We start from the raw sequence: 20137 nt of genomic DNA, 5'->3' as shown, positions 1-20137 counted from the left end.
CGCTTCTTCCGGCCACTCTGACGACGACCCGCTCATCTGGGAGGCCGCTCGCATCGTTGTTGATTCTCGCCTTGGATCGACGTCGGGTTTGCAGCGCCGTCTCAAGGTGGGGTATGCTCGCGCCGGCCGCATCATGGACATGCTCGAGGAAAAGGGCGTGGTCGGTCCGCCTGATGGATCGAAGCCTCGCGAGGTTCTTCTCAACGAGGAAGAGCTCGCCGAGCTTCAGGCCCTTGAAGCTCGTATGTCTGATGACGATGGGTTAGGAGGCTACTGATGCCATCCCAGTTCGGAGACATGCTGCTTAACCGGCGCCGCCAGATGGGTCTCTCTATCCAGCAGGTGGCTAATACCATCAAGATTCGCCCCCAAATCATCGAGTTTTTCGAAAAGGGCGATTTCTCGTCTATGCCGCCCCGCGGGTACGCACAGGGCATGATTTCGAGTTACGCGCGCTTCTTGGGCTTGAACCCGCGAACCGTCGTGGGGGCGTATTTCGATGAGCTCGACCGGTACGAGCGCGAGACCTCGCGTTCGGGTGGCCACTTTCAAGATGCCGCCGGTTTCGTGAGCGCGCGATCTGAAAACCCTACAGGGAGATTCATGGCGCTGGATGGTGGCTCCCGCTTCGCGCAGCGACCTCCCCAGGCTGGGTATGTTTCGGAGGCGAACTCTGGGCACGAACCCATCCGCGTCTCGCGCAATCCCTATCGGCAGCGTTCTCTTCCACGCGCCGGTCAGGGTACACCTTCCGGTGGTTATGGACGCGGTGGGAGCTCTTCCGCCTATGGCTCTGGGGCCCAGGGAACAGGGCGGCCTTCTGGCAGGGGCGCGTACCAGCCTCGCTCGTCGCAGCGACCGGCGTATGGCGATTCGTCGCGCACGCGCTCGCTCGCACCCCGAGGCTCCTCATATGGGCAATCTGGTTACCGAGGATCCGGTCCTGCGCGCTCCATGCAACCTCGTGGCTCGGCGCCGTTGCGTGATGCACGCATGGGTGGTCGCGGCGGTTACGGCGATGGGCCCGCCCGCCACCGTACATCATATGGCTCGGGAGCGAGAGGGCAGGGCGGAGCTCCTGTACGGGGTGCGCGCCCGTCTTCGAGGGGCCGGGGTGCTTCCGCCATCAATGGCATGGACCCCCGTTTAGTCATCGGCGTGCTCGCCGTCGTGCTGTTGCTGATTGTTATCGTGGTGTTCCTCGCAATGCGGAGCTGCTCGGCAAACACCGGCGATACCCAGCCTGAATCGACGACGACGCAGGTGACCGCTCAGGCAACGTCGACTGCCGCAACTCCCGATTCCGCGACGGATGCGACCTCACCCGCGACGCAGGCCAACACCGCCGATACCCAGGCGGCTACGACTGTGGTTCCCGAGCAAACGGTAGTGGCGGTGAGCGTGGAAGATGGGGGCACCTCCTGGGTGGAGGTGAAGCTCGACGGCTCCTCCGTGTTCGCCGATAATGTCGTCGGTCCCTTCAGCCAGGAGTTTACCGTCGCGCAATCCATCGAGATCACGGTGAGCAGCCCTGCGGATGTTACGGTGACCAACAACGGCGAGCCCGTTTCCTGGGATACAAGGACTGCCGGTGTTGCAAAGGTCACCATCACCGCGCCGCAGACTCCGGCGACCGCCGCTTCGCCTGATGGTTCCGACGCCGGAGACTCGTCAAGCGCCTCGGCGTCGCAATAGCGTACAGCTCGGCTCCTTTCATTACCCGTTCTTGCCGTTAAGGAGGATTCATGGCAAAGGATTCAAGTTTCGACGTTGTCTCCCAGGTCGACATGCAGGAGGTCGATAACGCCTACCAGCAGACGGTCCGCGAGATTTCGCAGCGCTACGATCTCAAGGATTCCGGATCTGAGGTCGCGCTCTCCAAGCCCGAGAGGACGATCACCATTTCGGCGCCGGCTGATTTCGTTGCTCGGCAGATCACCGATGTCCTCAATTCCAAGCTGATCAAGCGCGGAGTCGACATCAAGGCGGTGCGCTGGGACGCTCCCGTCGCTGCCTCGGGCGGCACGGTGCGCGTCCTCGGCCGCATCATCGACGGCATCGACCAGGATACCGCCAAGAAGATCAACAAGGACATCAAGGCGCTCAAGCTCAAGTGCAAGGTCGTTATCGAGTCCGATAAGCTGCGCGTGAGCTCTGCTTCCAAAGATACCCTTCAGGAGGTTATCGCGTTCCTGCGCGATCAAGACTACGGCCAGCCGCTTCAGTTCACCAACTACCGCTAGCCTAGCCACGGTCCATGCAGGTAGCGGACAGGCGAGTCGTTCGCCCGCATCACGCTCTAGGAACCCGTTCCCTCTATAGAGCGTCGGGCCGGCACATACAGGGATAGCTCACGATTGAAAGGTTGCCATGTCCCAGCAGTTCGAAGACGCATTCGGTTCCGTTTACTACATCACGCTCGGTTGTGCTAAGAACGAGGTCGATACCGATCGCATGCGCTCATTGCTTCTCGCGGCTGGCTATGAGGTTGCATATGATGTTTCTGAGGCCGACCTCGCCATCGTTAACACCTGTTCCTTTTTGGCCTCGGCAACGGAGGAGAGCATCGAGGCGACGCTCGCGCTGGCCGAGGAGGTTGCGGACGGCGTTCGCTCTGTTCCCATCGTCATGTGCGGCTGCGTACCCTCCCGTTACGGCGACGACCTCCCTGGCGAGCTGCCCGAGGTTGCTGCCTTCGTGCGCACGGATGAAGAGGACGGCATCGTTGCCGTTGTCGATCGCCTTTTGGGCGTAAGTCGCTCGGCTCCCGCTTTCGTTCCCGATGTCAAGCGCACCGTTGAGGGGTCCGTCGCGTACGTGAAGATTTCCGACGGCTGCGACCGGTTCTGTAGCTTCTGCGCTATTCCCTATATCCGCGGCCGCTACCACTCGCGTCCTGCCGAGCGCATTCTCGCGGAGGTTCGAGACCTTGTCGATTCCGGCGTTCGCGAGATCGTGCTCATAGGCCAGGATACGGGTATCTGGGGCGAAGATCTTCCTCAGGAAGGGGAGGGGCCGCACAACCTTGCCCAGCTGCTTGTTGCCGTTGCGGGAGCGGTGCGTCCTGAGCGCGTATGGATTCGCGTCCTCTACCTGCAGCCCGAAGGGATGACGGACGAGCTCATCGCAGCCATCCGCGATACGCCTGAGGTTCTGCCCTATATCGATATCCCCGTTCAGCATTGCAACGCCCGCGTCTTGTCCGCGATGAACCGTAGCGGTTCCGAAGCGGAGCTCGATGCCCTCTTCGAGCGCCTTCGTCGCGAGATTCCCGGCATGATCATCCGGACGACGTACCTTGTTGGATTCCCGGGCGAAACGCTTGACGACCACGAGCAGATGCTTGCCTTTATGGACCGTACTGGGTTTGATTACACAAGCGTCTTCGCATTCTCTCCGGAAGACGGAACCCGTGCCGCGCGCATGGAGGGGCAGCTCGACGAAGACGAGAAGCTTGAGCGTACGCAGGCTGCCATCGATCTGGCGGAGTCTCTCGGTTTCGCGGCAACCGCTTCACATGTGGGGGAGACGGCCGAGGTGATCGTCGACGGCATCGAGGAGACGGACGAAGGACCTGAACTCATAGGCCATGCTTGGTTCCAGGCTCCGGATTCCGATGGAGCCGTGCACTTGGACGCGACGGAGGCCGCCGTTGGTGATATTGTAACCGTAGAGTTTACGGACAGCTTCTGCTATGAGCTGATTGGTCATGTGATTGGTTAGGGGTAATTCGATGGCCCGAAACGAGCAAGGCGAGCTTACGAGCATATGGACGCCTGCGAACGTCATTACGTCTGTTCGCATCTGCTTCATTCCTGTTTTCATGCTGTTGGCTGTTCTCTCGCGCGATGCGATGGGCGCTCTCACGCATCCGGCCTTCGCTATCGGGGCGTGCGCGCTCTACATCTTGCTGAGCCTTACCGATAAGCTTGATGGTTCGCTTGCCCGCAAGCGCAACGAGATCACCGACTTCGGTAAATTTCTCGACCCCATCGCCGACAAGCTCCTCGTTTTCTCTGCGCTGCTCTTGCTGCTCGATCAGGGATACGTGAACGTTTGGGTCGTGTTCATCATTCTGCTCCGTGAGTTCTTGGTGAGCGCACTGCGCATGGTCGCGAGCGCTGCCGGCGAGGTTATCGCTGCCGATAGCCTCGGCAAGGCGAAGACGGCTGTCACGATGGTCTCGCTTTGCGGCTTCTACGTCGCCTTCGCGCTCGAGGCGTTGGGAATGGGCGATCTTACCGTTTGGATCCTCGGCATTTCGCAGGCGCTCATGGTCGCCGCGGTCGTGCTGACGGTCGTTTCGGGAATCCAGTACATCTGGAATGCTCGCGACATCGTGTTTAGGGTCTAATGATGGGCGCTCGGTATGAAGGACGCGCCGCAGACCACCGCGTTCACGCGCTCCAGCTTGCCCAGGAGCTTGTCGCCTTGTGCTCGGAATGCTCTGTAACCGTTGCTACGGCTGAGTCTTGCACCGCGGGGATGGTCGCTTCGACCATTGCCGGTGTGCCCGGCGCCTCGGATGTGCTGCGCGGCGGGGCGGTGACCTACGTAAACGAGGTCAAGCATGACCTGCTCGGGGTAAGCCAGGAAGTCCTCGATTCCGTGGGGGCCGTTTCGTTCGCCTGCGCCTGCCAGATGGCGGAGGGCGCACGCCATGTGTTCGGTTCCAGCCTCGCGGTGAGCATCACCGGCTTCGCCGGCCCTGGAGGCGGCACTGCCGAAGACCCCGTTGGGACGGTCTATATCGGGATCGCATCACGCGATGGGTCACGCGCTGAACGATGCCACTTCGAGGGCGACCGCGACGACGTGCGTGCCGCGGCATGCCACAGGGCATGCGAATGCCTCCTGTCTGCAGCTCATGAGCTTCAGGCTAGCGGCACGGTGTCGTTCTCCTTCTTTGACGCGTAGCTTTTTACTGTTTAATTCATCTTGCTAGTCGGTCTTACCACCGCGTGCGGTTGACACGGAGCGCAGCCATATGTACGCGCTGGCCATGTGCATTTGGCGCGGTTTTCGCGGTTGGGCGCCATTGCGGCTGTGGCGGTTGCGTATGCCACGCGCGCCGGCAATAGCTCCCAGCTGTCTGCTTAGCCCCATTGAGCAGGCATCTTCTGTTCCCTTACTCGTGCGTAGCTCCTCGACGAATGTTGTGTTCAGGTTTTTCCGGATTATGTTCAGCGATTTGTCAGATATCGAGGAAATCTGTTCAGATATGCCCGATAGGATGTTGGTATCGCTTGACCGCGAACAGCTGTTCGCGTAGTATGGAAGCCGGATCAGAGGAGGAGTACCTATGGCTAAGAACAGCGGTCCCGTTCGTCAGGTGCATGAGCGCACGTTCGGCGAAGAGCGCGATAAGATGGTGGAGCTTACCAAGGCCGAGATTGAGAAGAAGTTCGGCAAGGGCTCGATCATGAAATATGGTGACGGTGGGCCCGAGCTTGAGATTGAGGTCATTCCAACGGGCGCGCTGTCCTTGGATGCCGCACTCGGCATCGGCGGCGTTCCGCGGGGGCGCATTATCGAGATCTATGGCCCGGAGTCGTCAGGTAAGACGACGCTTTCGCTCGAGATCCTTGCGGAGGCCCAGGCTGCGGGCGGTGTTGTTGCGTTCATCGATGCCGAGCACGCGCTCGACCCGACCTATGCGGCGCGCATCGGCGTCGATATCGATGAGGTGCTCATCTCCCAACCCGATACCGGCGAGCAGGCGCTCGAGATCTGCGACATGCTGGTGCGTTCCGGCGCCATCGACGCCGTCGTCGTTGACTCTGTCGCTGCCCTTGTTCCTCGTGCCGAGATTGAGGGCGAGATTGGAGATTCCTCGGTTGGCCTCCAGGCCAGGCTTATGAGTCAGGCGCTGCGCAAGCTTGCGGGATCGCTCTCAAAATCAAAGACCACCTGCATCTTCATCAACCAGCTGCGCGAGAAGATCGGCGTCATGTTCGGTAACCCCGAGACGACGACCGGCGGCAGGGCGCTTAAATTCTTCTCGTCCGTGCGAATCGACATCCGCCGTATCGAGAGCATCAAGGTTAAAGATGAGGTCGTGGGCAACCGTGTGCGCTGCAAGGTGGTAAAGAACAAGGTCGCAGCTCCCTTCCGTACCGCCGAATTCGACATCATGTACGGCACCGGCATTTCAAAAGAGGGCTCGATACTCGATATGGGCGTCGACTACGACATCGTGAAGAAGTCCGGCGCCTGGTATACCTATGAATCTGAGCGGCTGGGCCAAGGTCGCGAGGCGGCGAAGGAGTTCCTGCGCACCAACCCCGACCTTTGCGATGAGATCGAGCATCGCGTTCGTGTGGCATGCGGGCTCGAGCTTTCAGACGAGACCACGGGGGACGCCGTCATCTTGGGCGATGACGTTGCTGCCGCGAACGATACGCTCTAGCCTTCTCGTTTCATCATGTCCGAGAATGTCGTTGAGATTGATATAGCTTTGCCACCAAAGGGCTCCGCCGGCATGGGCGGGGCCCTGCCATATCGCCGCCCGCGTGCTGAGGTTCGCTTCTCGCTCGAAAACGGCGATGTGCGCAGTGGGTGGGTTCCTCCTCGTGTGGCTCGCTTGTATGAGAAGGCCCTGCCAGATCTGCCGTGCACGTATCGCTCGGCGATGGACGCTCTTATGGAGCTCGAGAGTCGCGTCTGCTTCACTGCCCTTACTGAGATGCAGTCGAGGCGCGAGCATTCGAGTCATGAAGTTCGCTCAAAGCTCCAGCAGCACGGTTTTCGCGTGACCTCTATCGACGCTGCGATCGAGCGAGCCCTGGATCTCAAGTTTCTCGATGATGCGCGATTTATGGCTTCATTCATAGATGAACGTCTTCGTCGAGGCTGGGGTCGTCGTAAGATAGAGCTTGAACTTAAGCGCCGCGGGGTAGATCCAAGGGCCTTGCCCGGCTATCCCGAAGCATTCTTCTCTGCGGAAGACGATGCTGAACGAGCGCGTCAGCTTTTGCAGCGAAAATCGGTTCCCGAAACGCGTGCATTCGAGAAGCTTGTTCGACATCTGGTGGGAAAGGGATTTTCATACGACGTCGCAGCCCGGGCCGCGCGCGAGCGGATCGACAACGATGCCTGATAAAGGCTGGGTGCTCAAGGGTCGTGTAATTCCTTCGTAAAGTCGCAGCTGGTGCTGTGTAGAATTGACAGTTTTTGACTTAAAACGTAGGATGAATCTGTCATTTGTCTTGTGATGCACACTCATCGTAGATGAGTTCATTTGTGTTACATACACAACTTCATATTGGGTGTTCATACCTCGCAAATGTCGGGCGCAGCCATGCGCCATCAATGAGTTGCTAATTTACGTTAGAGGAGTGAGCATGGAGATTGTCATCGGCATTGTCGTTGGCCTCGCCGTAGGCGCCGTCATCGCCGTCATCGCCATGCGCAACGCCAAGAACGGCAGCCTTCGCGAAGCGGATTCCCGAATCGAATCGGCGCGCGCTGAGGCGGACCAGGTGATCGGCGAGGCGCAGCGACAGGCAGAGACCTTGAAGAAGGAAGCTCTTCTCGAGGCAAAAGAAGAGATTATCCAGAACAAGCAAGCTGCGGAGGCGGAGGAAAAGCAGCGCAAGCGCGAGCTTCGCACGCTCGAGAACCGCATCATGCAGCGCGAGGAATCGCTCGACCGGAGAAACGATGCGCTCGACAAGCGCGAGCACCAGCTTTCCAGCCAGGCCGGGCAAGTTGAGAAGCGCAGCCGTGAGCTCGAGGATCTCTATGCCAAGCAGACCGAAGAGCTCGAGCGCATCTCTGAGCTCACGCGAGATGACGCGCACCGTGAGCTTCTCGATAAGGTCCGCGGTGAGGTTACCCACGAGGCGGCGACCATCATTCGCGATTCCGAGCAGCAGGTGAAGGCCGAGTGCCAAAAGACCGCCCAGCGGATTCTTTCTACTGCCATCCAGCGCTGCGCCGCCGATCATACCGCGGAGGTAACCGTGACCTCCGTTCACATTCCCTCGGATGACCTCAAGGGCCGCATCATCGGCCGCGAGGGGCGCAACATCCGCACGTTCGAGCAGGTTTCGGGTGTCAACCTCGTTATCGATGACACCCCCGAGACCGTCGTGCTCTCGAGCTTCGACCCTGTCCGTCGCGAGACCGCTCGCGTTGCGCTCGAGAACCTCATTGCGGATGGACGTATCCACCCCGCCCGTATCGAGGAGATGTACAAGAAGGCATCTGAGCTCGTGCAGCAGCGCGTGCGCGAGGCTGGCGAGCAGGCTGCATTCGATACCGGGTTCCATGACCTTCATCCCGAGCTTGTGAAGACGCTCGGTGCCCTGAGGTACCGCACCTCGTTCGGCCAGAATGTTCTCAACCATTCCATCGAAGTCGCTGAGCTTGCTGGCATCATGGCCTCAGAGCTCGGCCTCGATTCCGTGCCTGCGCGTCGAGCTGGCCTCTTGCACGACCTTGGTAAGGCCATCGATCATGAGGTTGATGGGCCCCATGCCGTCATCGGCGCTGACCTGGCACGTCGCTACGGTGAGAAGCCCGAGATCGTCCATGCTATCGAGGCGCATCACGCAGATGTCGAGCCGAACACGGTGCTCGACATGCTTGTGATGGCCGCCGACGCTGTTTCTGCTTCGCGTCCCGGTGCCCGTCGCGAGTCGTTCGAGAGCTATGTGAAGCGTCTTGAGAAGCTCGAGGAGATTGCCAACGCCCACGATGGCGTCGAGCGTACCTTCGCCATGCAGGCTGGTCGCGAGGTCCATGTCATGGTTCAGCCTGAGAAGATCTCTGATGCCCAGGCTACGGTGCTCGCCCACGATATCGCTCGCCAGATCGAGGAAGAAATGGAATATCCCGGTCAGGTGCGCGTCGTCGTGATCCGCGAGAGCCGTGCGATGGATATCGCGAAGTAGCGTATGGCAGACGCTCAGCAACTCATTTCGTTCATCGCGTCCATGACGGGCGAGGGCAACCTTCGCGTTGAGGAGAACCTTGGCGAGGGATTTGTTCGGCTGCGCGTTGCTGAGGCTGAGCGCCGGCAGGCTAAGCACGATATCCAACATGTCGAGGATATCGTCATCGAAATGCTGCGCAATGCGCGCGACGCACGTGCTACCAGCATGTATGTTGCCACATCGAAAGAGGGGGGTGTCAGGACCCTCCTCTTTCTTGATAACGGCTCCGGCGTGCCGCAGGACATGCACGAGCGCATCTTCGATGCTCGCGTGACCTCTAAGCTCGAGAGCATGAAGATGGACCGCTGGGGCGTGCACGGTCGTGGCATGGCCCTGTATTCCATCCGCGAAAACACCGACGAGGCGTGCGTTGTGGCGTCTGCGCCCGGTCTCGGATCCTCTATGCGCGTTGTTGCGAATACCGAGCGACTGCCCGAGCGTGCCGATCAGTCGAGCTGGCCTAAAGCTTCGCGTAACGAGGAAGGTGTGTGGGTTTGCTCGAAAGGCCCGCATAACATCATTCGCACGGTCTGCGAGTTCGCCTTGGAAGAACAGCATGGATGCGATGTCTATCTCGGCAGTCCGGCAGAGATCGCTGCGACGCTCTACGATCAAGCAACCTCATCGCTTGATGCCTCAAAGATGCTCTTCATTGACGATGAAGCCGAGCTTCCGGTTTGCGAGCGGTTGGGCTGTGCGGCCGATGCCGCCGATCTGATGCGCATCGCTCGCTCTATAGGGCTTGAGATGTCCGAGCGCACTGCTCACCGTATTCTGAGCGGTCAGATCAAGCCGTTGCGAAGCGTGACCTCTCGTCTGCTCCGCATGCGTTCCGAACGCAAGGCGCCCGCTCCCATTGATCTATCCCGCGATCGCCGCGGTCTTAAGATCGCCCAAGATGATCTCGATGAGTTCTCGCGCGTTCTCGAGCGCGACTTCGAGGGCATCGCCGCGCGCTACTACCTTTCGCTCAGTCGAGAGCCCAGAATCAGGGTTTCCCGTGATTCGATTACGGTCACATTCGATATCCAGAAGGGCGAATGACCGGGTCCGAGAATGGCCCGAATCATTTTCTTGCTGCTCACGGGCCAATACGGTAAAGTCAAAGGGCTGCATATTCAAACCATACACGCAGGAGAACCGCACTATGGAATACCTGAAAGTATCGAGCAAGTCATCGCCCGCCTCCGTTGCCGGCGCTATAGCGGGCATGGTCAAGGATGGCGTTCCGGTCAATATGCAGTGTGTGGGCGCTGGAGCGGTCAATCAGGCCATCAAGGCCATGGCCATAGCTCGCGGTTTCCTCATTCCCACAGGGTTTGATATCTCATGTGCTCCAACGTTCTCGGATATCCTTATCAACGGTGAGTCGCGTACGGCCATCCGGCTTGCCGTCATTGTTCATCGCATCTCCCTCCAGGGCGCGGAAGCCGATCAGGTATCCGATGCCGCCATGGTCTACTAACATGGATATGATGAGTGTGCGGCCGGCGCTTTCCGGCAAGACGTATTTCATCCGCACGTTCGGTTGCCAGATGAACCTGCACGACTCCGAGCGCGTCGCTGGTTTGCTTGATGCCTGCGGCTGCCTTGAGGCAGCGGATCCCGCTGGTGCGGATATCGTGATATTCATGACCTGCTGCGTTCGCGAGGCGGCCGATCAGCGTCTTTACGGTCAATGCAATTCGTGCAAGAGCCTTCCTGCTCCGCCTTCCGGCACGCGGGTCGTCGCTGTGGGTGGATGCATCGCCCAGCGAGATGGCGAGGGGCTCCTCACGAACGTCGATAACGTGAACGTGATCTTCGGCACGCATGCCATTGCGCACGTCGGCGAACTTATCGCACAAGCCTTTGAGGATGGCGGCCGTCATGTTTCGATTGCCGAGGACGAGTCGCTTGCCGCCGTGTCGATGCCTTGGCATCGTGAGACGGTTTACCACGCTTGGGTTCCGATCATGACCGGCTGTAACAACTTTTGCAGCTACTGCATCGTTCCTTATGTGCGCGGTCGTGAGATGAGCAGGCCTTTTGAGGAGGTTTTAGACGAGGTCTCGGCGCTTGTTCGCTCTGGCGTTCGTGAGGTCACGCTTCTCGGCCAAAATGTCAATTCCTACGGGCGTGACCGCTATGGGGCGCCGCGCTTCGCAGAGCTGCTCCGCAAGGTTGGCGAAACCGGTATCGAGCGTATTCGCTTCACCTCGTCGCATCCTAAAGACCTGCTCCCTGAGACCATTGACGCTATGGCCGAGACGCCTGCAGTCATGCCTCATCTTCACCTTGCCGTGCAGTCTGGCTCCACCCGTATCTTGAAGGAGATGAATCGTCGGTATACGCGCGAGGATTACCTTGATCTTGTTCGTCGCGTCCGCGATCGCATTCCCGGAATTGCGCTCACCACCGATATCATCGTTGGATTCCCTGGAGAGACCGAAGAGGATTTCGAGGAGACCCTTTCCCTTGCACGCGAGGTTGGGTACGCCCAGGCCTTTACTTTCATCTACTCGCGTCGTGAGGGCACGCCCGCTGCCGCCATCGTGGACCCGACTCCGCATGAGGTGATTCAGGAGCGCTTCGATCGGCTCGTTAAGGTTATCGAAGGCACCGCTTATGAGTTCAACCAGGGCGAGCTCCATGCCACGGTACCCGTTCTCGTTGAAGGCGCTTCGAAGAAGAACAGCCGAGTTCTTCAGGGCAAGAGCCCGAAGAACCAAACGGTCCATGCTCCCATTCCCGAGGGGCTTCACATCGAGGACCTTATCGGCAAGATCGTTGACGTTCGCGTAGACACCGCGCGTACCTGGTATCTCTCGGGCACCGTGGCAGGCGACCCTCGATGACGGGGCCCGTGGTCGCCGTCGTGGGGCCTACCGCGGTAGGGAAGAGCGCTGTGGCCGATGCCCTTGCGGAGCGCTGGGGAAGCGCCGTCATATCTGCTGATGCGATGCAGGTCTACCGTGGAATGGATATCGGCACTGCGAAGATGCCCGTCGAGGAGCGGCACGCCCCTTTGTTGCTTGTGGATATCATCGAGCCGGACGAGGCATATTCCGCCGCGCTCTTCCAACGCGATGCTCGCCAAGAGATCGATCGGCTGCAGGCTGCTGGTAAGATTCCGGTGCTATGCGGCGGAACAGGCCTCTATATCATGGCGGCTCTTGACGATATGAGGTTTCCCTCGGGTGAAATCGAGAGCGACGCTCGCAGGCGATATGAGCGCTTTGCTGTGGAACACGGTCCCGATGCGCTCTACGAGCTTCTGAATCGACGCGATCCGGAGAGCGCGCACAGCATTCATCCCCATAACGTGCGACGCGTCGTTCGCGCGCTGGAGATGCTTGATGAGGGCGTTTCTTACGCCGAGCAACGCAAGGGATTCTCGTCGCCCAAGCAGGTCTATTCGGCTCATATCTTTGCCCTCACGATGGAGCGGTCGCGTCTGTATGAGCGTATCGATGCTCGTGTTGATGCGATGGTGCGAGATGGGCTTGTGGAAGAGGTTGAGCGCCTTTTGGAGCGTGGCGCGGGGCCTGCGCTCACGGCGCGACAGGCAATTGGCTATAAAGAGATCATCGACTATCTGAACGGTGCGTGCTCTCTGGACGAGGCGACCGAGCTCATCAAAATGCGTTCGCGCCGCTATGCAAAGCGTCAGCTCTCTTGGTTTCGTCGTGACGATCGCATCACCTGGCTCGACATGGATTCGCTTGATATCGAGGGTGCGGTCGATGCTATCGAACGCGAGGTGCGCTGCTGATGGCTCGGTTCACCCCCGTATCGACATCGCCGGTTCCCGAGCGGGCGGTGCTCGTCGGCATAGAGCAGAGGGGCTCTTCTTGGCCTGTTGACCGCTCGCTCGATGAGCTCGAACGTCTTGCCGATACCGCTGGAGCTGAGTGTGTTGCTCGTGTTACGCAGCGGCTTGAACGACCGAATCCTAGGACGTTTATCGGATCGGGCAAAGTGGCCGAGGTTTGCGGGCTCGTCTCGCGCCTCGATGCCGATGTCGTCATCTTCGATGATGACCTCTCTCCTTCTCAGCAGGCGAATCTTGAGAAGGCTGTCGGAGAGCCGATGAAGATCATCGATCGAACCGCTCTGATTCTTGATATTTTCGGGTTGCACGCTCAGACGCGTGAGGGGCGGCTCCAGGTGCAGCTTGCACAACTTCAATATCTTCTGCCGCGCCTTCGTGGCATGTGGAGCCATCTTGCGAAGGAGCAGACGCGCGGTGGCATTGGAAGCCGTTTTGGACAGGGAGAAAGCCAGCTCGAAGTCGATCGACGCATGGTTCGCAACCGCATTGCCGCGGTTCGACGCGAGCTTGCCGTGGTTGAGCGTAGAAGGTCTGTGCAATCGAAGGAACGGATTGCTTCCCCCGCGTTCCGCGTCGCTCTTGCGGGCTATACCAACGCTGGTAAATCTTCGCTTCTTAACCGGTTGACTGGATCGACGGTACTTGCACAGGATAAGCTCTTCGCTACGCTTGATCCGACGACGCGCGCTTATCGTTTGCCTGGCGGCCGGTCTATGACGATCACTGATACCGTCGGTTTCATCCAAAAGCTTCCGCACGGGCTCGTTGATGCCTTTAAATCGACCTTGTCTGAGGTTCGTGAGGCCGATTTGATCCTCATGGTTGCCGATGCATCTGATGATAACCTGTCTCGTCAGCTTGATGCGGTCCATCGCGTTTTGGAAGAGATCGGCGCGGGCGAGTCGCGTTCTCTTGTGGTGTTCAATAAGATTGACCTCATAGATGCCGAAACGTTGCTCGACCTTAGGCGCATCTATCCTGATGCCGTTCTTGTTTCGGCGCGTACGGGAGAGCACATCGATGATTTGGTTGAGCGCGTGGCACTCGAGGCTGCTGCGCTCGATAAGCTTATCGACGTTCATATTCCGTACGCAAACGGATCTCTGATTCAACTTATTCGTCAATCCGGACACGTGCTCGAGGAGTCGTTCGAAGAGACGTCCACGCATCTCGTGGCAAAAGTGCCCCCTCGCATTGCCGGGTACCTTTCCGCTTATTATTCAAGCTGAGGTTTCTGACCGCCGTTGCTCATATGCGAGCTGGCCTACATGCTGCAGACCATAGTAAAGATGAGGATGAGCAGGGGCTGGTGCACAAGATAGATCGGCAAGCTGAGCTTTCCGATCATCGAGAGGAAGGGTACGTCCGCTTTCATCATCCATATGGGATAGCCCGATGCGTGATGTCCGTCGAACCAGCGTGCTGCGAAGGCGCCCGCGAGGTAGAGGAATACGTTGGGTAAAAGCGGATAGTAGTCTCCTGAGACAAACGACGCCGAGGGAAACCCGAGCCAGGCTAGGCCTTCCACGGGATAGGTCGTGTGCGGCAGGGTGTAGGTTGCAGCGAAGAGCACGAGGCAGCCGATGAGCCCCGCTGCTGCTGGGAAGCGGTTAAACAACGGTGCCGTGGCGGCATAGAGGAGCGTGCAAGCGGCCATGCAGTAGATGATGCCAAATGAGATGGGCGTATCTACCCCAGCGATGCTGGTGGCAAGGAATACGGCACCTGCAGCTATTGCATAGACACCGCCCCTTTTAAGGTTGTTGCGCGAAAGGCTGGTCATCCATCCTGCAAGGGCGAGAAACACCCAGCTTATCGAGGAGCGCCAGACCGTTTGGATGATGGGGTCGGTGAACCAGGGGATTTCGAATCCGTAGAGATAGGCTGCATCATAGGCCGCATGAAACGCGACCATCGAGATGATGGTGAAGCCGCGCACCGAGTCAAAGAAGGCGATGCGCGGCTTTTGAGGGTTATCTTCGTGTGCGTTATCCTGCACGTCTGCTCCTAAAAGCGCCTCATGAGGGCGACCACCTTGCCCAGGATCTGTGGATTATCAGCATAGATGGGCTCCATGGCATCGTTTTCGGGCTGGAGGCGTACACGACCGCGTTCCTTGTAGAACGTCTTGACCGTAGCCTCGTTATCGATCATGGCAACAACGATCTCGCCGTTCATGGCGTTCTTCTGCTCGCGTACGACTAGGTAATCGCCGTTGAAGATGCCAGCGTTGATCATGGAGTCGCCGTGCACTTCGAGCACGAAAGAGGAGGCGTCGGTTGCGATCTCGGTGGGAAGGGTGAAGGTGTCCTCGACGTTTTGCTCGGCGAGGATGGGCATGCCTGCGGCAACCCTGCCTACCAAGGGAAGCGTTACCGTACCGCGGTCCGGAGACTCCTTAACCTCTGCAAGGCTTACGGAACTACCGTCCTCATTGAACAGCTCGAGCGCACGGGGCTTCGTGGCGTCGCGTTTGATGAGGCCGCGCGCTTCGAGGGCGCTCAGGTGCGCATGAACCGTGGAGGGGGAGGAGAGCCCCACGGCGGCCGCCATCTCGCGCACGCTCGGCGGATAACCCTTCTCTTGCTGGTACGCACGAATGTAGTCGTAGATTTGCTGCTGGCGCTTCGAAATCTTGCGTGCCATCGATGCTCCCTCCATACAAAACATTTGTTCGATTTTTACTTGACAGGAACAACTGTTCGAAGATAATGATATACGAACACTCGTTCTTGCGCCAGAGTTTTTTGTCCGGGCGCCGGGATATAACAGTTTCGTCAAACGAGAAAGGGGTTTCCAATGCACGCTACATTCGCCATCGTCGAGGGAAACCTCGCGCTGTCTTCCGATGTCCTCTATGACGAGCCCATTGCTCCCACCTATGCGACGCAGATCTACGAGCTTCCCGTCCGGCGCGCTGAGTCTCCTCGCAGCGCCCATGTCGCAGCTACCCCTGTTTCATCGACGGGTTCTCTGTCGCATGCGGTCGTCGCTGGGGTTATTGTCGCTCTCCTTTCACTTGCTCTCGTCGTTGCCGCCTGGTTCATGATTTCGAGTGAACAGCGTGCTTTCGATAGCGCCCTTGCATCATCCTCGCGTCAAACGATCACGGTGAAAGCTGGCGATTCTATTTGGTCGATTGCCGAAGCCTACGATATCGAGGGGCTCTCTACGCGCCAGACCTCTGATGTCATTCGCGCTTGGAACGACTTGGAGACGAGCACCCTGCAGCCGGGCGACACCTTAGTCGTCCCGCTTTCCTAAGGAGTGGCACGGTCGCTGTCCGTACCGGGCTCGCATAAACCTCGGCGTCTGCCAGTTTTTGTGTCCCATGTATACGCTGTGCTTCGCTCCTTTCAACACTTCTTGATGATGGGCGAGCGAGTCACTTCCTATTTCCAAAACGCAATATCTAGTACTTCTCGGTCAGATTCTCTCAAGACGTGGTACTCTATCTTAGTTGTTCGCGCCTGAGGAGGTTTAATGCGCTGTCCGCGTTGCGGTGGAGATAATACGCGAGTCGTTGATTCGCGCATGCAGGATGCTACGAACGCGATAAAGCGCCGCCGCGAATGCAGGTCATGCGGATATCGCTTTACCACATTCGAGCGTTGCGAAGATCCCATCGAGGTTATTAAAAGCGATGGAACCATGCAGCCGTTTGACCGAAACAAGCTCCTTGTTGGCTTGATGCGCGCGACCTCTAAGCGAGAGATCGATATCTCGCAGTTGAACGCACTCATCGATGATATTGAGCTCGAGCTTCGGGGCCGCACCCTCACGAACGTCTCTTCACATGAAATCGGCGATATGGTGCTCAAGCGGCTCGAGAAGATAGACAAAGTGGCCTATATCAGGTTTGCATCCGTCTATCGCGATTTCAAAGACGTCGATGAGTTTTTGCAGGAACTCGATAAGCTTAGGTGAGCACATGTCTTTAGTGAATGTACAGATCAAACGACTCGACCCCACGGTTGAGCTGCCCTCGTATGCCTATGCGGGTGATGCAGGGCTCGACCTTCGAGCGAATGAAACCGTCGATATTCCACCCCATGAGCGCGTCTTGATTTCAACGGGTCTTGCCATCGCGATCCCTGACGGTTTTGCCGGCTTCGTGCAGCCTCGTAGCGGCATGGCGCTCAAGCGGGGCCTTTCCATCGCAAATACGCCTGGGCTCATCGATGCGCATTATCGTGGTGAGCTCAAGGTGATTGCGATCAATCTCGATGCACATGAATCTATTCATATCGAGCGCGGCGAACGCATCGCCCAGCTCGTCATTCAAGAGGTTCCCGTCGTTCAGCTCGTTGAAGTCGACGAGTTGGATGAGACCGACCGTGGAACCGGTGGATTCGGCTCAAGCGGGGCGCACTAACAGGCGCCTCCGAGCACATAGTAGGGAAGAGCAATCCGAAGAAAAGGGGAGTAATGGATACGTTCTTCAAGTTTTCCGAGCGCGGCTCCAATGCCGCAACGGAGGTGCGCGCCGGCCTTACGACGTTTTTGGCCATGGCGTACATCATCATCGTCAACCCGAGCATTCTGTCTGCCGCGGGGATCAACCCGACGGCCGCAGTAACTGCGACCTGCCTGGGTGCCGCGGTTATGACGATCGCTATGGGCGTGTTTTCGAACCGTCCGCTTGCCTGCGCTTCGGGCATGGGCATCAACTCAATCGTCGCCTTTACCCTGTGCGGCAGCATGGGCCTCGGCTGGCAGACCGCCATGGCCGTCATCTTCGTGGAGGGCGTTGCCATTCTGTTCCTGGTGCTCTGCGGCCTGCGCGAGGCGATCATGGAGGCCATTCCTGTGCCCCTGCGCCACGGCATCTCCATCGGCCTCGGTCTCTTCATCGCGATGATCGGCCTCAAGGATGGTGGCGTCATCGTTGCCAACGCCGACACCATGGTCTCGCTTGGCTCGCTCGTGAACGCTGATGGTGGCTACAACTTCGCTCTGCTCGTGGGCATCATCTCGATCGTCCTCACCGTGGTCCTGTATTCCATGAAGGTGAAGGGTGCTCTGCTCTGGGGCATCGTCATCTCCGCGATCATCGGTGTGCCGCTGGGTGTCACGAGCCTGCCCACCGGTGTGGTCGCTCCGCTCGATTTCTCGACCTTCGCTGCCCCGTTCCAGGTGAGCGAGGCCTCCGGTGTCATGGGAATCATCGAGGCCATCACCACCCCGTCGCTTCTGCTCTTTGCCTTCTCGCTCATGATGAGCGACTTCTTCGACACCATGGGCACGGCGATGGCCGTGGCCAAGCAGGGCGACTTCCTCACCGAGGATGGTAAGGTCGAAGACATCAAGCCGATCCTCATCGTCGACTCCGCCGCTGCTATCGCCGGTGGCTTCGTGGGCGCTTCCTCCATCACCACCTTCGTTGAGTCCGCTTCCGGTGCAGCCGATGGTGGCCGTACCGGCCTCACTTCGGTGGTCGCCGGCGTCCTCTTCCTGCTCGCCGCGTTCTTCTCGCCGCTCATCAACTGCATTCCCTCTGCAGCCACCTGCGGTGCCCTTGTGTTCGTTGGCTTCCTGATGATGAGCGATGTCGCCGATATCGACTGGGCCAGCCCCATCGAGGCCTTCCCGGCATTCATGATCATCGCTGGCATTCCGTTCACGTATTCGATTTCCAACGGCATCGGCCTTGGCTTCATCACCTTCGTGGTCGTGTCTGCCGTCACAGGCAACATTCGCAAGGTTCGCCCGCTCATGTGGGTCGCCGCTGCTGCATTCCTGGTCTATTTCATCATGACCATCATGTAAGCTGTGCCAATCTGCGCATAGCTCGCCGTGCGTCTTGTCCAGCGTGATGGGCAACGTAGGCATTGCTTATGGTATAGAGGGCGCCTCTCGTTACAGATGGGAGGCGCCCTCTTTCTTAGCCGACCGTTCTAATATCTGCGTCGATTTGCGGGCGTATATGTTGGTACATACAATTAGGTACCAAAGTAAGTGTTGAATAGGGTAGTGATAAAGCGGGAATCAGCACCTTAGCATGGTAGCTTCGTTGAATGCGAGGAGCGATATGGATAAGACGAATCGTGTGGTAGATACCGTGGTCATCGGGGGCGGTCCAGCTGGCTATGCAGCGGCTATCTACGCTGCGCGAGCAAGTTTGAAAACCGTCGTCATAGAGCAAGGCATGCCGGGCGGCCAGATTGCCACGACGGATATCGTTGAAAACTATCCCGCCAGACCAAACATTACCGGCGTGGAGCTCGGTATGAAGTTGCAGGAACACGCGATGGAGGCTGGTGCAGAAAGCGCTTATGGCGTTGTTGACGCCATTGAGCGGCTCGACGACGGCTCCTTCAATGTCGTGTGCGCAGATGAGGCCTATCATGCGCCAACGGTCATCGTTGCCACGGGCGCTCGTCCACGAACCGCTGGTTTTACCGGCGAAGATCAATTCCGCGGTCGTGGTATATCGTATTGCGCCACATGCGACGGCATGTTTTACCGCGGAAAGAACGTGTTCGTTATCGGCGGCGGGAATGCTGCCTGTGAAGAGGGGCTGTATCTTGCGCGCATTGCGAATTCCGTAACGATGGTTGTGCGCCGCAATGAGTTTAGAGCTCCGAAGGGCGTCGTTGACAGGCTCTTAGCGCATGACCGAGTAACAGTCCGCTATAGTACGTCGATTACCGCGGTTGACGGCGACCGGTTCCTGTCGAATATTACGTTTAGAAACAACGATACGGGCGAAGTGCATACCGAAGCGTTTGAAGAGGGATCGTTTGGCATCTTTGTATTTGCGGGAACCGATCCAGTTGTGGAGCTAGTCCGGCCGTTCGTAGACTTTGGCTCTGATGGTGGCGTAATGACGAATGAATCCATGGAAACTCGTACGCCGGGTCTGTATTGCGTGGGAGACATGCGCTCAAAGCGTCTCCGCCAAGCGATTACCGCTGCGGCTGACGGGGCTATTGCAGGTTCCGAGGCGTATCGCTATGTGACGGAGCGGGGCTGATATGCGAGGTATAGTTTCAAGGCTCACATACGTTCATGAGCTTATCTTGCTCATCTATTAAATCAAGATAATATATCTTATGTAAAGTTGTTAGATGAAGCCAATAGAAGACCTTCTGTAGCCATCCTCTGATGTGGCTTATAGGACAAAAAGTGTGTCTCGATAGAACACATGTCCTAGTCCAGCCAGAAGGGGTACGGGTCCCCGTGATGGAGCTCCTCCCAGACGGCCCTGTCGCCCCACTCCGGCCCTCCGTCCTCCCTTTTGGGCGATACCGAGTAGGTCCTGTATAGGAAGTCGATGTCGTCGTCGGTCGGCATGGACGCGAGGACGTCGCGCGCGGGCTTCGGCGATGTGTTTGATAACGTCTGATTTGCGAATTTGAGCATACTGTTTTTTCGGGAATGA

Annotated in this window: 21 protein-coding genes and 2 pseudogenes; 20 read left to right on the top strand and 3 right to left on the bottom strand. The window is 58.3% G+C overall.

Annotated features, from left to right (window positions below):
• From AC1VS5_RS07205 to hflX, 15 genes and pseudogenes are all read left to right on the top strand, one after another.
• On the top strand, window positions 1–277 hold a 277-nt coding region (locus AC1VS5_RS07205; RefSeq protein ID WP_481218195.1), incomplete at its 5' end, for a DNA translocase FtsK.
• Window positions 277–468: pseudogene (locus AC1VS5_RS07200) on the top strand (helix-turn-helix domain-containing protein); the annotation flags it as partial. The gene AC1VS5_RS07205 and the pseudogene AC1VS5_RS07200, both read left to right, overlap by 1 nt.
• A gap of 666 nt (window positions 469–1134) precedes the next feature.
• The gene (locus AC1VS5_RS07195; RefSeq protein WP_481218197.1) at window positions 1135–1695 is read left to right on the top strand and encodes a RodZ domain-containing protein; all 561 of its coding nucleotides are present in this window, start codon (window positions 1135–1137) and stop codon (window positions 1693–1695) included.
• Window positions 1696–1745: 50 nt separating this feature from the next.
• A complete protein-coding gene (locus AC1VS5_RS07190) occupies window positions 1746–2243 on the top strand; it encodes a YajQ family cyclic di-GMP-binding protein (protein WP_019128285.1) in 498 nt (165 codons plus the stop codon).
• A gap of 127 nt (window positions 2244–2370) precedes the next feature.
• Window positions 2371–3723, top strand: coding sequence for a 30S ribosomal protein S12 methylthiotransferase RimO (gene rimO / locus AC1VS5_RS07185; RefSeq protein ID WP_417047350.1), 1353 nt, complete (start codon window positions 2371–2373; stop codon window positions 3721–3723).
• A 10-nt stretch (window positions 3724–3733) separates the two neighbouring features.
• Complete coding sequence (pgsA, locus tag AC1VS5_RS07180; RefSeq protein WP_019128287.1) at window positions 3734–4354, top strand: CDP-diacylglycerol--glycerol-3-phosphate 3-phosphatidyltransferase; 621 nt, start codon at window positions 3734–3736, stop codon at window positions 4352–4354.
• A gap of 2 nt (window positions 4355–4356) precedes the next feature.
• Window positions 4357–4917: a CinA family protein gene (locus AC1VS5_RS07175; protein WP_481218194.1), complete on the top strand. Its 561-nt coding sequence runs from the start codon at window positions 4357–4359 to the stop codon at window positions 4915–4917.
• A gap of 385 nt (window positions 4918–5302) precedes the next feature.
• Window positions 5303–6409 carry a recombinase RecA gene (gene recA, locus AC1VS5_RS07170; RefSeq protein WP_287747041.1) on the top strand — a complete coding sequence of 369 codons (1107 nt, stop codon included), beginning with the start codon at window positions 5303–5305 and terminating at the stop codon, window positions 6407–6409.
• A gap of 165 nt (window positions 6410–6574) precedes the next feature.
• Window positions 6575–7099: a regulatory protein RecX gene (locus AC1VS5_RS07165; RefSeq protein ID WP_287747040.1), complete on the top strand. Its 525-nt coding sequence runs from the start codon at window positions 6575–6577 to the stop codon at window positions 7097–7099.
• Between the two features lie 244 nt (window positions 7100–7343).
• Complete coding sequence (gene rny, locus AC1VS5_RS07160) at window positions 7344–8897, top strand: ribonuclease Y (protein WP_087185612.1); 1554 nt, start codon at window positions 7344–7346, stop codon at window positions 8895–8897.
• Window positions 8898–8900: 3 nt separating this feature from the next.
• Window positions 8901–9983, top strand: a complete 1083-nt coding sequence (locus AC1VS5_RS07155; protein WP_481218193.1) for an ATP-binding protein — start codon at window positions 8901–8903, stop codon at window positions 9981–9983.
• A gap of 103 nt (window positions 9984–10086) precedes the next feature.
• The gene (locus AC1VS5_RS07150) at window positions 10087–10404 is read left to right on the top strand and encodes a stage V sporulation protein S (protein ID WP_019128294.1); all 318 of its coding nucleotides are present in this window, start codon (window positions 10087–10089) and stop codon (window positions 10402–10404) included.
• Window positions 10405–10414: 10 nt separating this feature from the next.
• On the top strand, window positions 10415–11776 hold the full coding sequence (gene miaB / locus AC1VS5_RS07145; RefSeq protein WP_481218196.1) for a tRNA (N6-isopentenyl adenosine(37)-C2)-methylthiotransferase MiaB: 1362 nt from the start codon (window positions 10415–10417) through the stop codon (window positions 11774–11776).
• Complete coding sequence (gene miaA / locus AC1VS5_RS07140) at window positions 11773–12693, top strand: tRNA (adenosine(37)-N6)-dimethylallyltransferase MiaA (protein ID WP_481218192.1); 921 nt, start codon at window positions 11773–11775, stop codon at window positions 12691–12693. Before miaB ends, miaA begins: the two co-directional genes overlap by 4 nt.
• Window positions 12693–13982 (top strand): GTPase HflX, encoded by a 1290-nt coding sequence (hflX, locus tag AC1VS5_RS07135; RefSeq protein ID WP_481218191.1) that lies wholly within the window; start codon window positions 12693–12695, stop codon window positions 13980–13982. The genes miaA and hflX overlap by 1 nt, the downstream gene beginning before the upstream one ends.
• A gap of 35 nt (window positions 13983–14017) precedes the next feature.
• Here hflX and AC1VS5_RS07130 read toward each other — a convergent pair whose 3' ends face one another.
• Together AC1VS5_RS07130 and lexA are read right to left on the bottom strand one after the other, a co-directional pair.
• The gene (locus tag AC1VS5_RS07130; protein WP_481218190.1) at window positions 14018–14752 is read right to left on the bottom strand and encodes a heparan-alpha-glucosaminide N-acetyltransferase; all 735 of its coding nucleotides are present in this window, start codon (window positions 14750–14752) and stop codon (window positions 14018–14020) included.
• Between the two features lie 8 nt (window positions 14753–14760).
• Window positions 14761–15399 (bottom strand): transcriptional repressor LexA, encoded by a 639-nt coding sequence (gene lexA, locus AC1VS5_RS07125; protein ID WP_481218189.1) that lies wholly within the window; start codon window positions 15397–15399, stop codon window positions 14761–14763.
• Between the two features lie 153 nt (window positions 15400–15552).
• Here lexA and AC1VS5_RS07120 point away from each other — a divergent pair, with 153 nt between their 5' ends.
• From AC1VS5_RS07120 to AC1VS5_RS07100, 5 genes are all read left to right on the top strand, one after another.
• On the top strand, window positions 15553–16017 hold the full coding sequence (locus tag AC1VS5_RS07120) for a LysM peptidoglycan-binding domain-containing protein (protein WP_287747029.1): 465 nt from the start codon (window positions 15553–15555) through the stop codon (window positions 16015–16017).
• Window positions 16018–16236: 219 nt separating this feature from the next.
• A complete protein-coding gene (gene nrdR / locus AC1VS5_RS07115; protein WP_019128302.1) occupies window positions 16237–16680 on the top strand; it encodes a transcriptional regulator NrdR in 444 nt (147 codons plus the stop codon).
• A 4-nt stretch (window positions 16681–16684) separates the two neighbouring features.
• A complete protein-coding gene (gene dut, locus AC1VS5_RS07110; RefSeq protein ID WP_481218188.1) occupies window positions 16685–17128 on the top strand; it encodes a dUTP diphosphatase in 444 nt (147 codons plus the stop codon).
• Window positions 17129–17181: 53 nt separating this feature from the next.
• Window positions 17182–18522: an NCS2 family permease gene (locus tag AC1VS5_RS07105; protein ID WP_144688636.1), complete on the top strand. Its 1341-nt coding sequence runs from the start codon at window positions 17182–17184 to the stop codon at window positions 18520–18522.
• Window positions 18523–18784: 262 nt separating this feature from the next.
• Window positions 18785–19729, top strand: a complete 945-nt coding sequence (locus AC1VS5_RS07100) for an NAD(P)/FAD-dependent oxidoreductase (RefSeq protein WP_481218187.1) — start codon at window positions 18785–18787, stop codon at window positions 19727–19729.
• 176 nt (window positions 19730–19905) lie between these two features.
• On the opposite strand, the pseudogene AC1VS5_RS07095 reads toward AC1VS5_RS07100, so the two are convergent.
• A pseudogene (locus tag AC1VS5_RS07095) lies at window positions 19906–20137 on the bottom strand (hypothetical protein); the annotation flags it as partial.

Source organism: Enorma sp. (genome assembly GCF_982429025.1).
This window is presented reverse-complemented; position numbering and strand designations above follow the sequence as displayed.

Bases quoted from the DNA above. Each gene is read 5' to 3' on its own strand.
- rimO (WP_417047350.1), top strand. From the start codon at position 2,371: ATGTCCCAGCAGTTCGAAGACGCATTCGGTTCCGTTTACTACATCACG.
- hflX (WP_481218191.1), top strand. From the start codon at position 12,693: ATGGCTCGGTTCACCCCCGTATCGACATCGCCGGTTCCCGAGCGGGCG.
- rny (WP_087185612.1), top strand. From the start codon at position 7,344: ATGGAGATTGTCATCGGCATTGTCGTTGGCCTCGCCGTAGGCGCCGTC.
- pgsA (WP_019128287.1), top strand. From the start codon at position 3,734: ATGGCCCGAAACGAGCAAGGCGAGCTTACGAGCATATGGACGCCTGCG.
- nrdR (WP_019128302.1), top strand. From the start codon at position 16,237: ATGCGCTGTCCGCGTTGCGGTGGAGATAATACGCGAGTCGTTGATTCG.
- miaB (WP_481218196.1), top strand. From the start codon at position 10,415: ATGAGTGTGCGGCCGGCGCTTTCCGGCAAGACGTATTTCATCCGCACG.
- AC1VS5_RS07105 (WP_144688636.1), top strand. From the start codon at position 17,182: ATGGATACGTTCTTCAAGTTTTCCGAGCGCGGCTCCAATGCCGCAACG.
- AC1VS5_RS07190 (WP_019128285.1), top strand. From the start codon at position 1,746: ATGGCAAAGGATTCAAGTTTCGACGTTGTCTCCCAGGTCGACATGCAG.
- AC1VS5_RS07195 (WP_481218197.1), top strand. From the start codon at position 1,135: ATGGACCCCCGTTTAGTCATCGGCGTGCTCGCCGTCGTGCTGTTGCTG.
- lexA (WP_481218189.1), bottom strand. From the start codon at position 15,399: ATGGCACGCAAGATTTCGAAGCGCCAGCAGCAAATCTACGACTACATT.
- AC1VS5_RS07155 (WP_481218193.1), top strand. From the start codon at position 8,901: ATGGCAGACGCTCAGCAACTCATTTCGTTCATCGCGTCCATGACGGGC.
- AC1VS5_RS07100 (WP_481218187.1), top strand. From the start codon at position 18,785: ATGGATAAGACGAATCGTGTGGTAGATACCGTGGTCATCGGGGGCGGT.
- AC1VS5_RS07120 (WP_287747029.1), top strand. From the start codon at position 15,553: ATGCACGCTACATTCGCCATCGTCGAGGGAAACCTCGCGCTGTCTTCC.
- miaA (WP_481218192.1), top strand. From the start codon at position 11,773: ATGACGGGGCCCGTGGTCGCCGTCGTGGGGCCTACCGCGGTAGGGAAG.
- AC1VS5_RS07150 (WP_019128294.1), top strand. From the start codon at position 10,087: ATGGAATACCTGAAAGTATCGAGCAAGTCATCGCCCGCCTCCGTTGCC.
- recA (WP_287747041.1), top strand. From the start codon at position 5,303: ATGGCTAAGAACAGCGGTCCCGTTCGTCAGGTGCATGAGCGCACGTTC.
- dut (WP_481218188.1), top strand. From the start codon at position 16,685: ATGTCTTTAGTGAATGTACAGATCAAACGACTCGACCCCACGGTTGAG.
- AC1VS5_RS07175 (WP_481218194.1), top strand. From the start codon at position 4,357: ATGGGCGCTCGGTATGAAGGACGCGCCGCAGACCACCGCGTTCACGCG.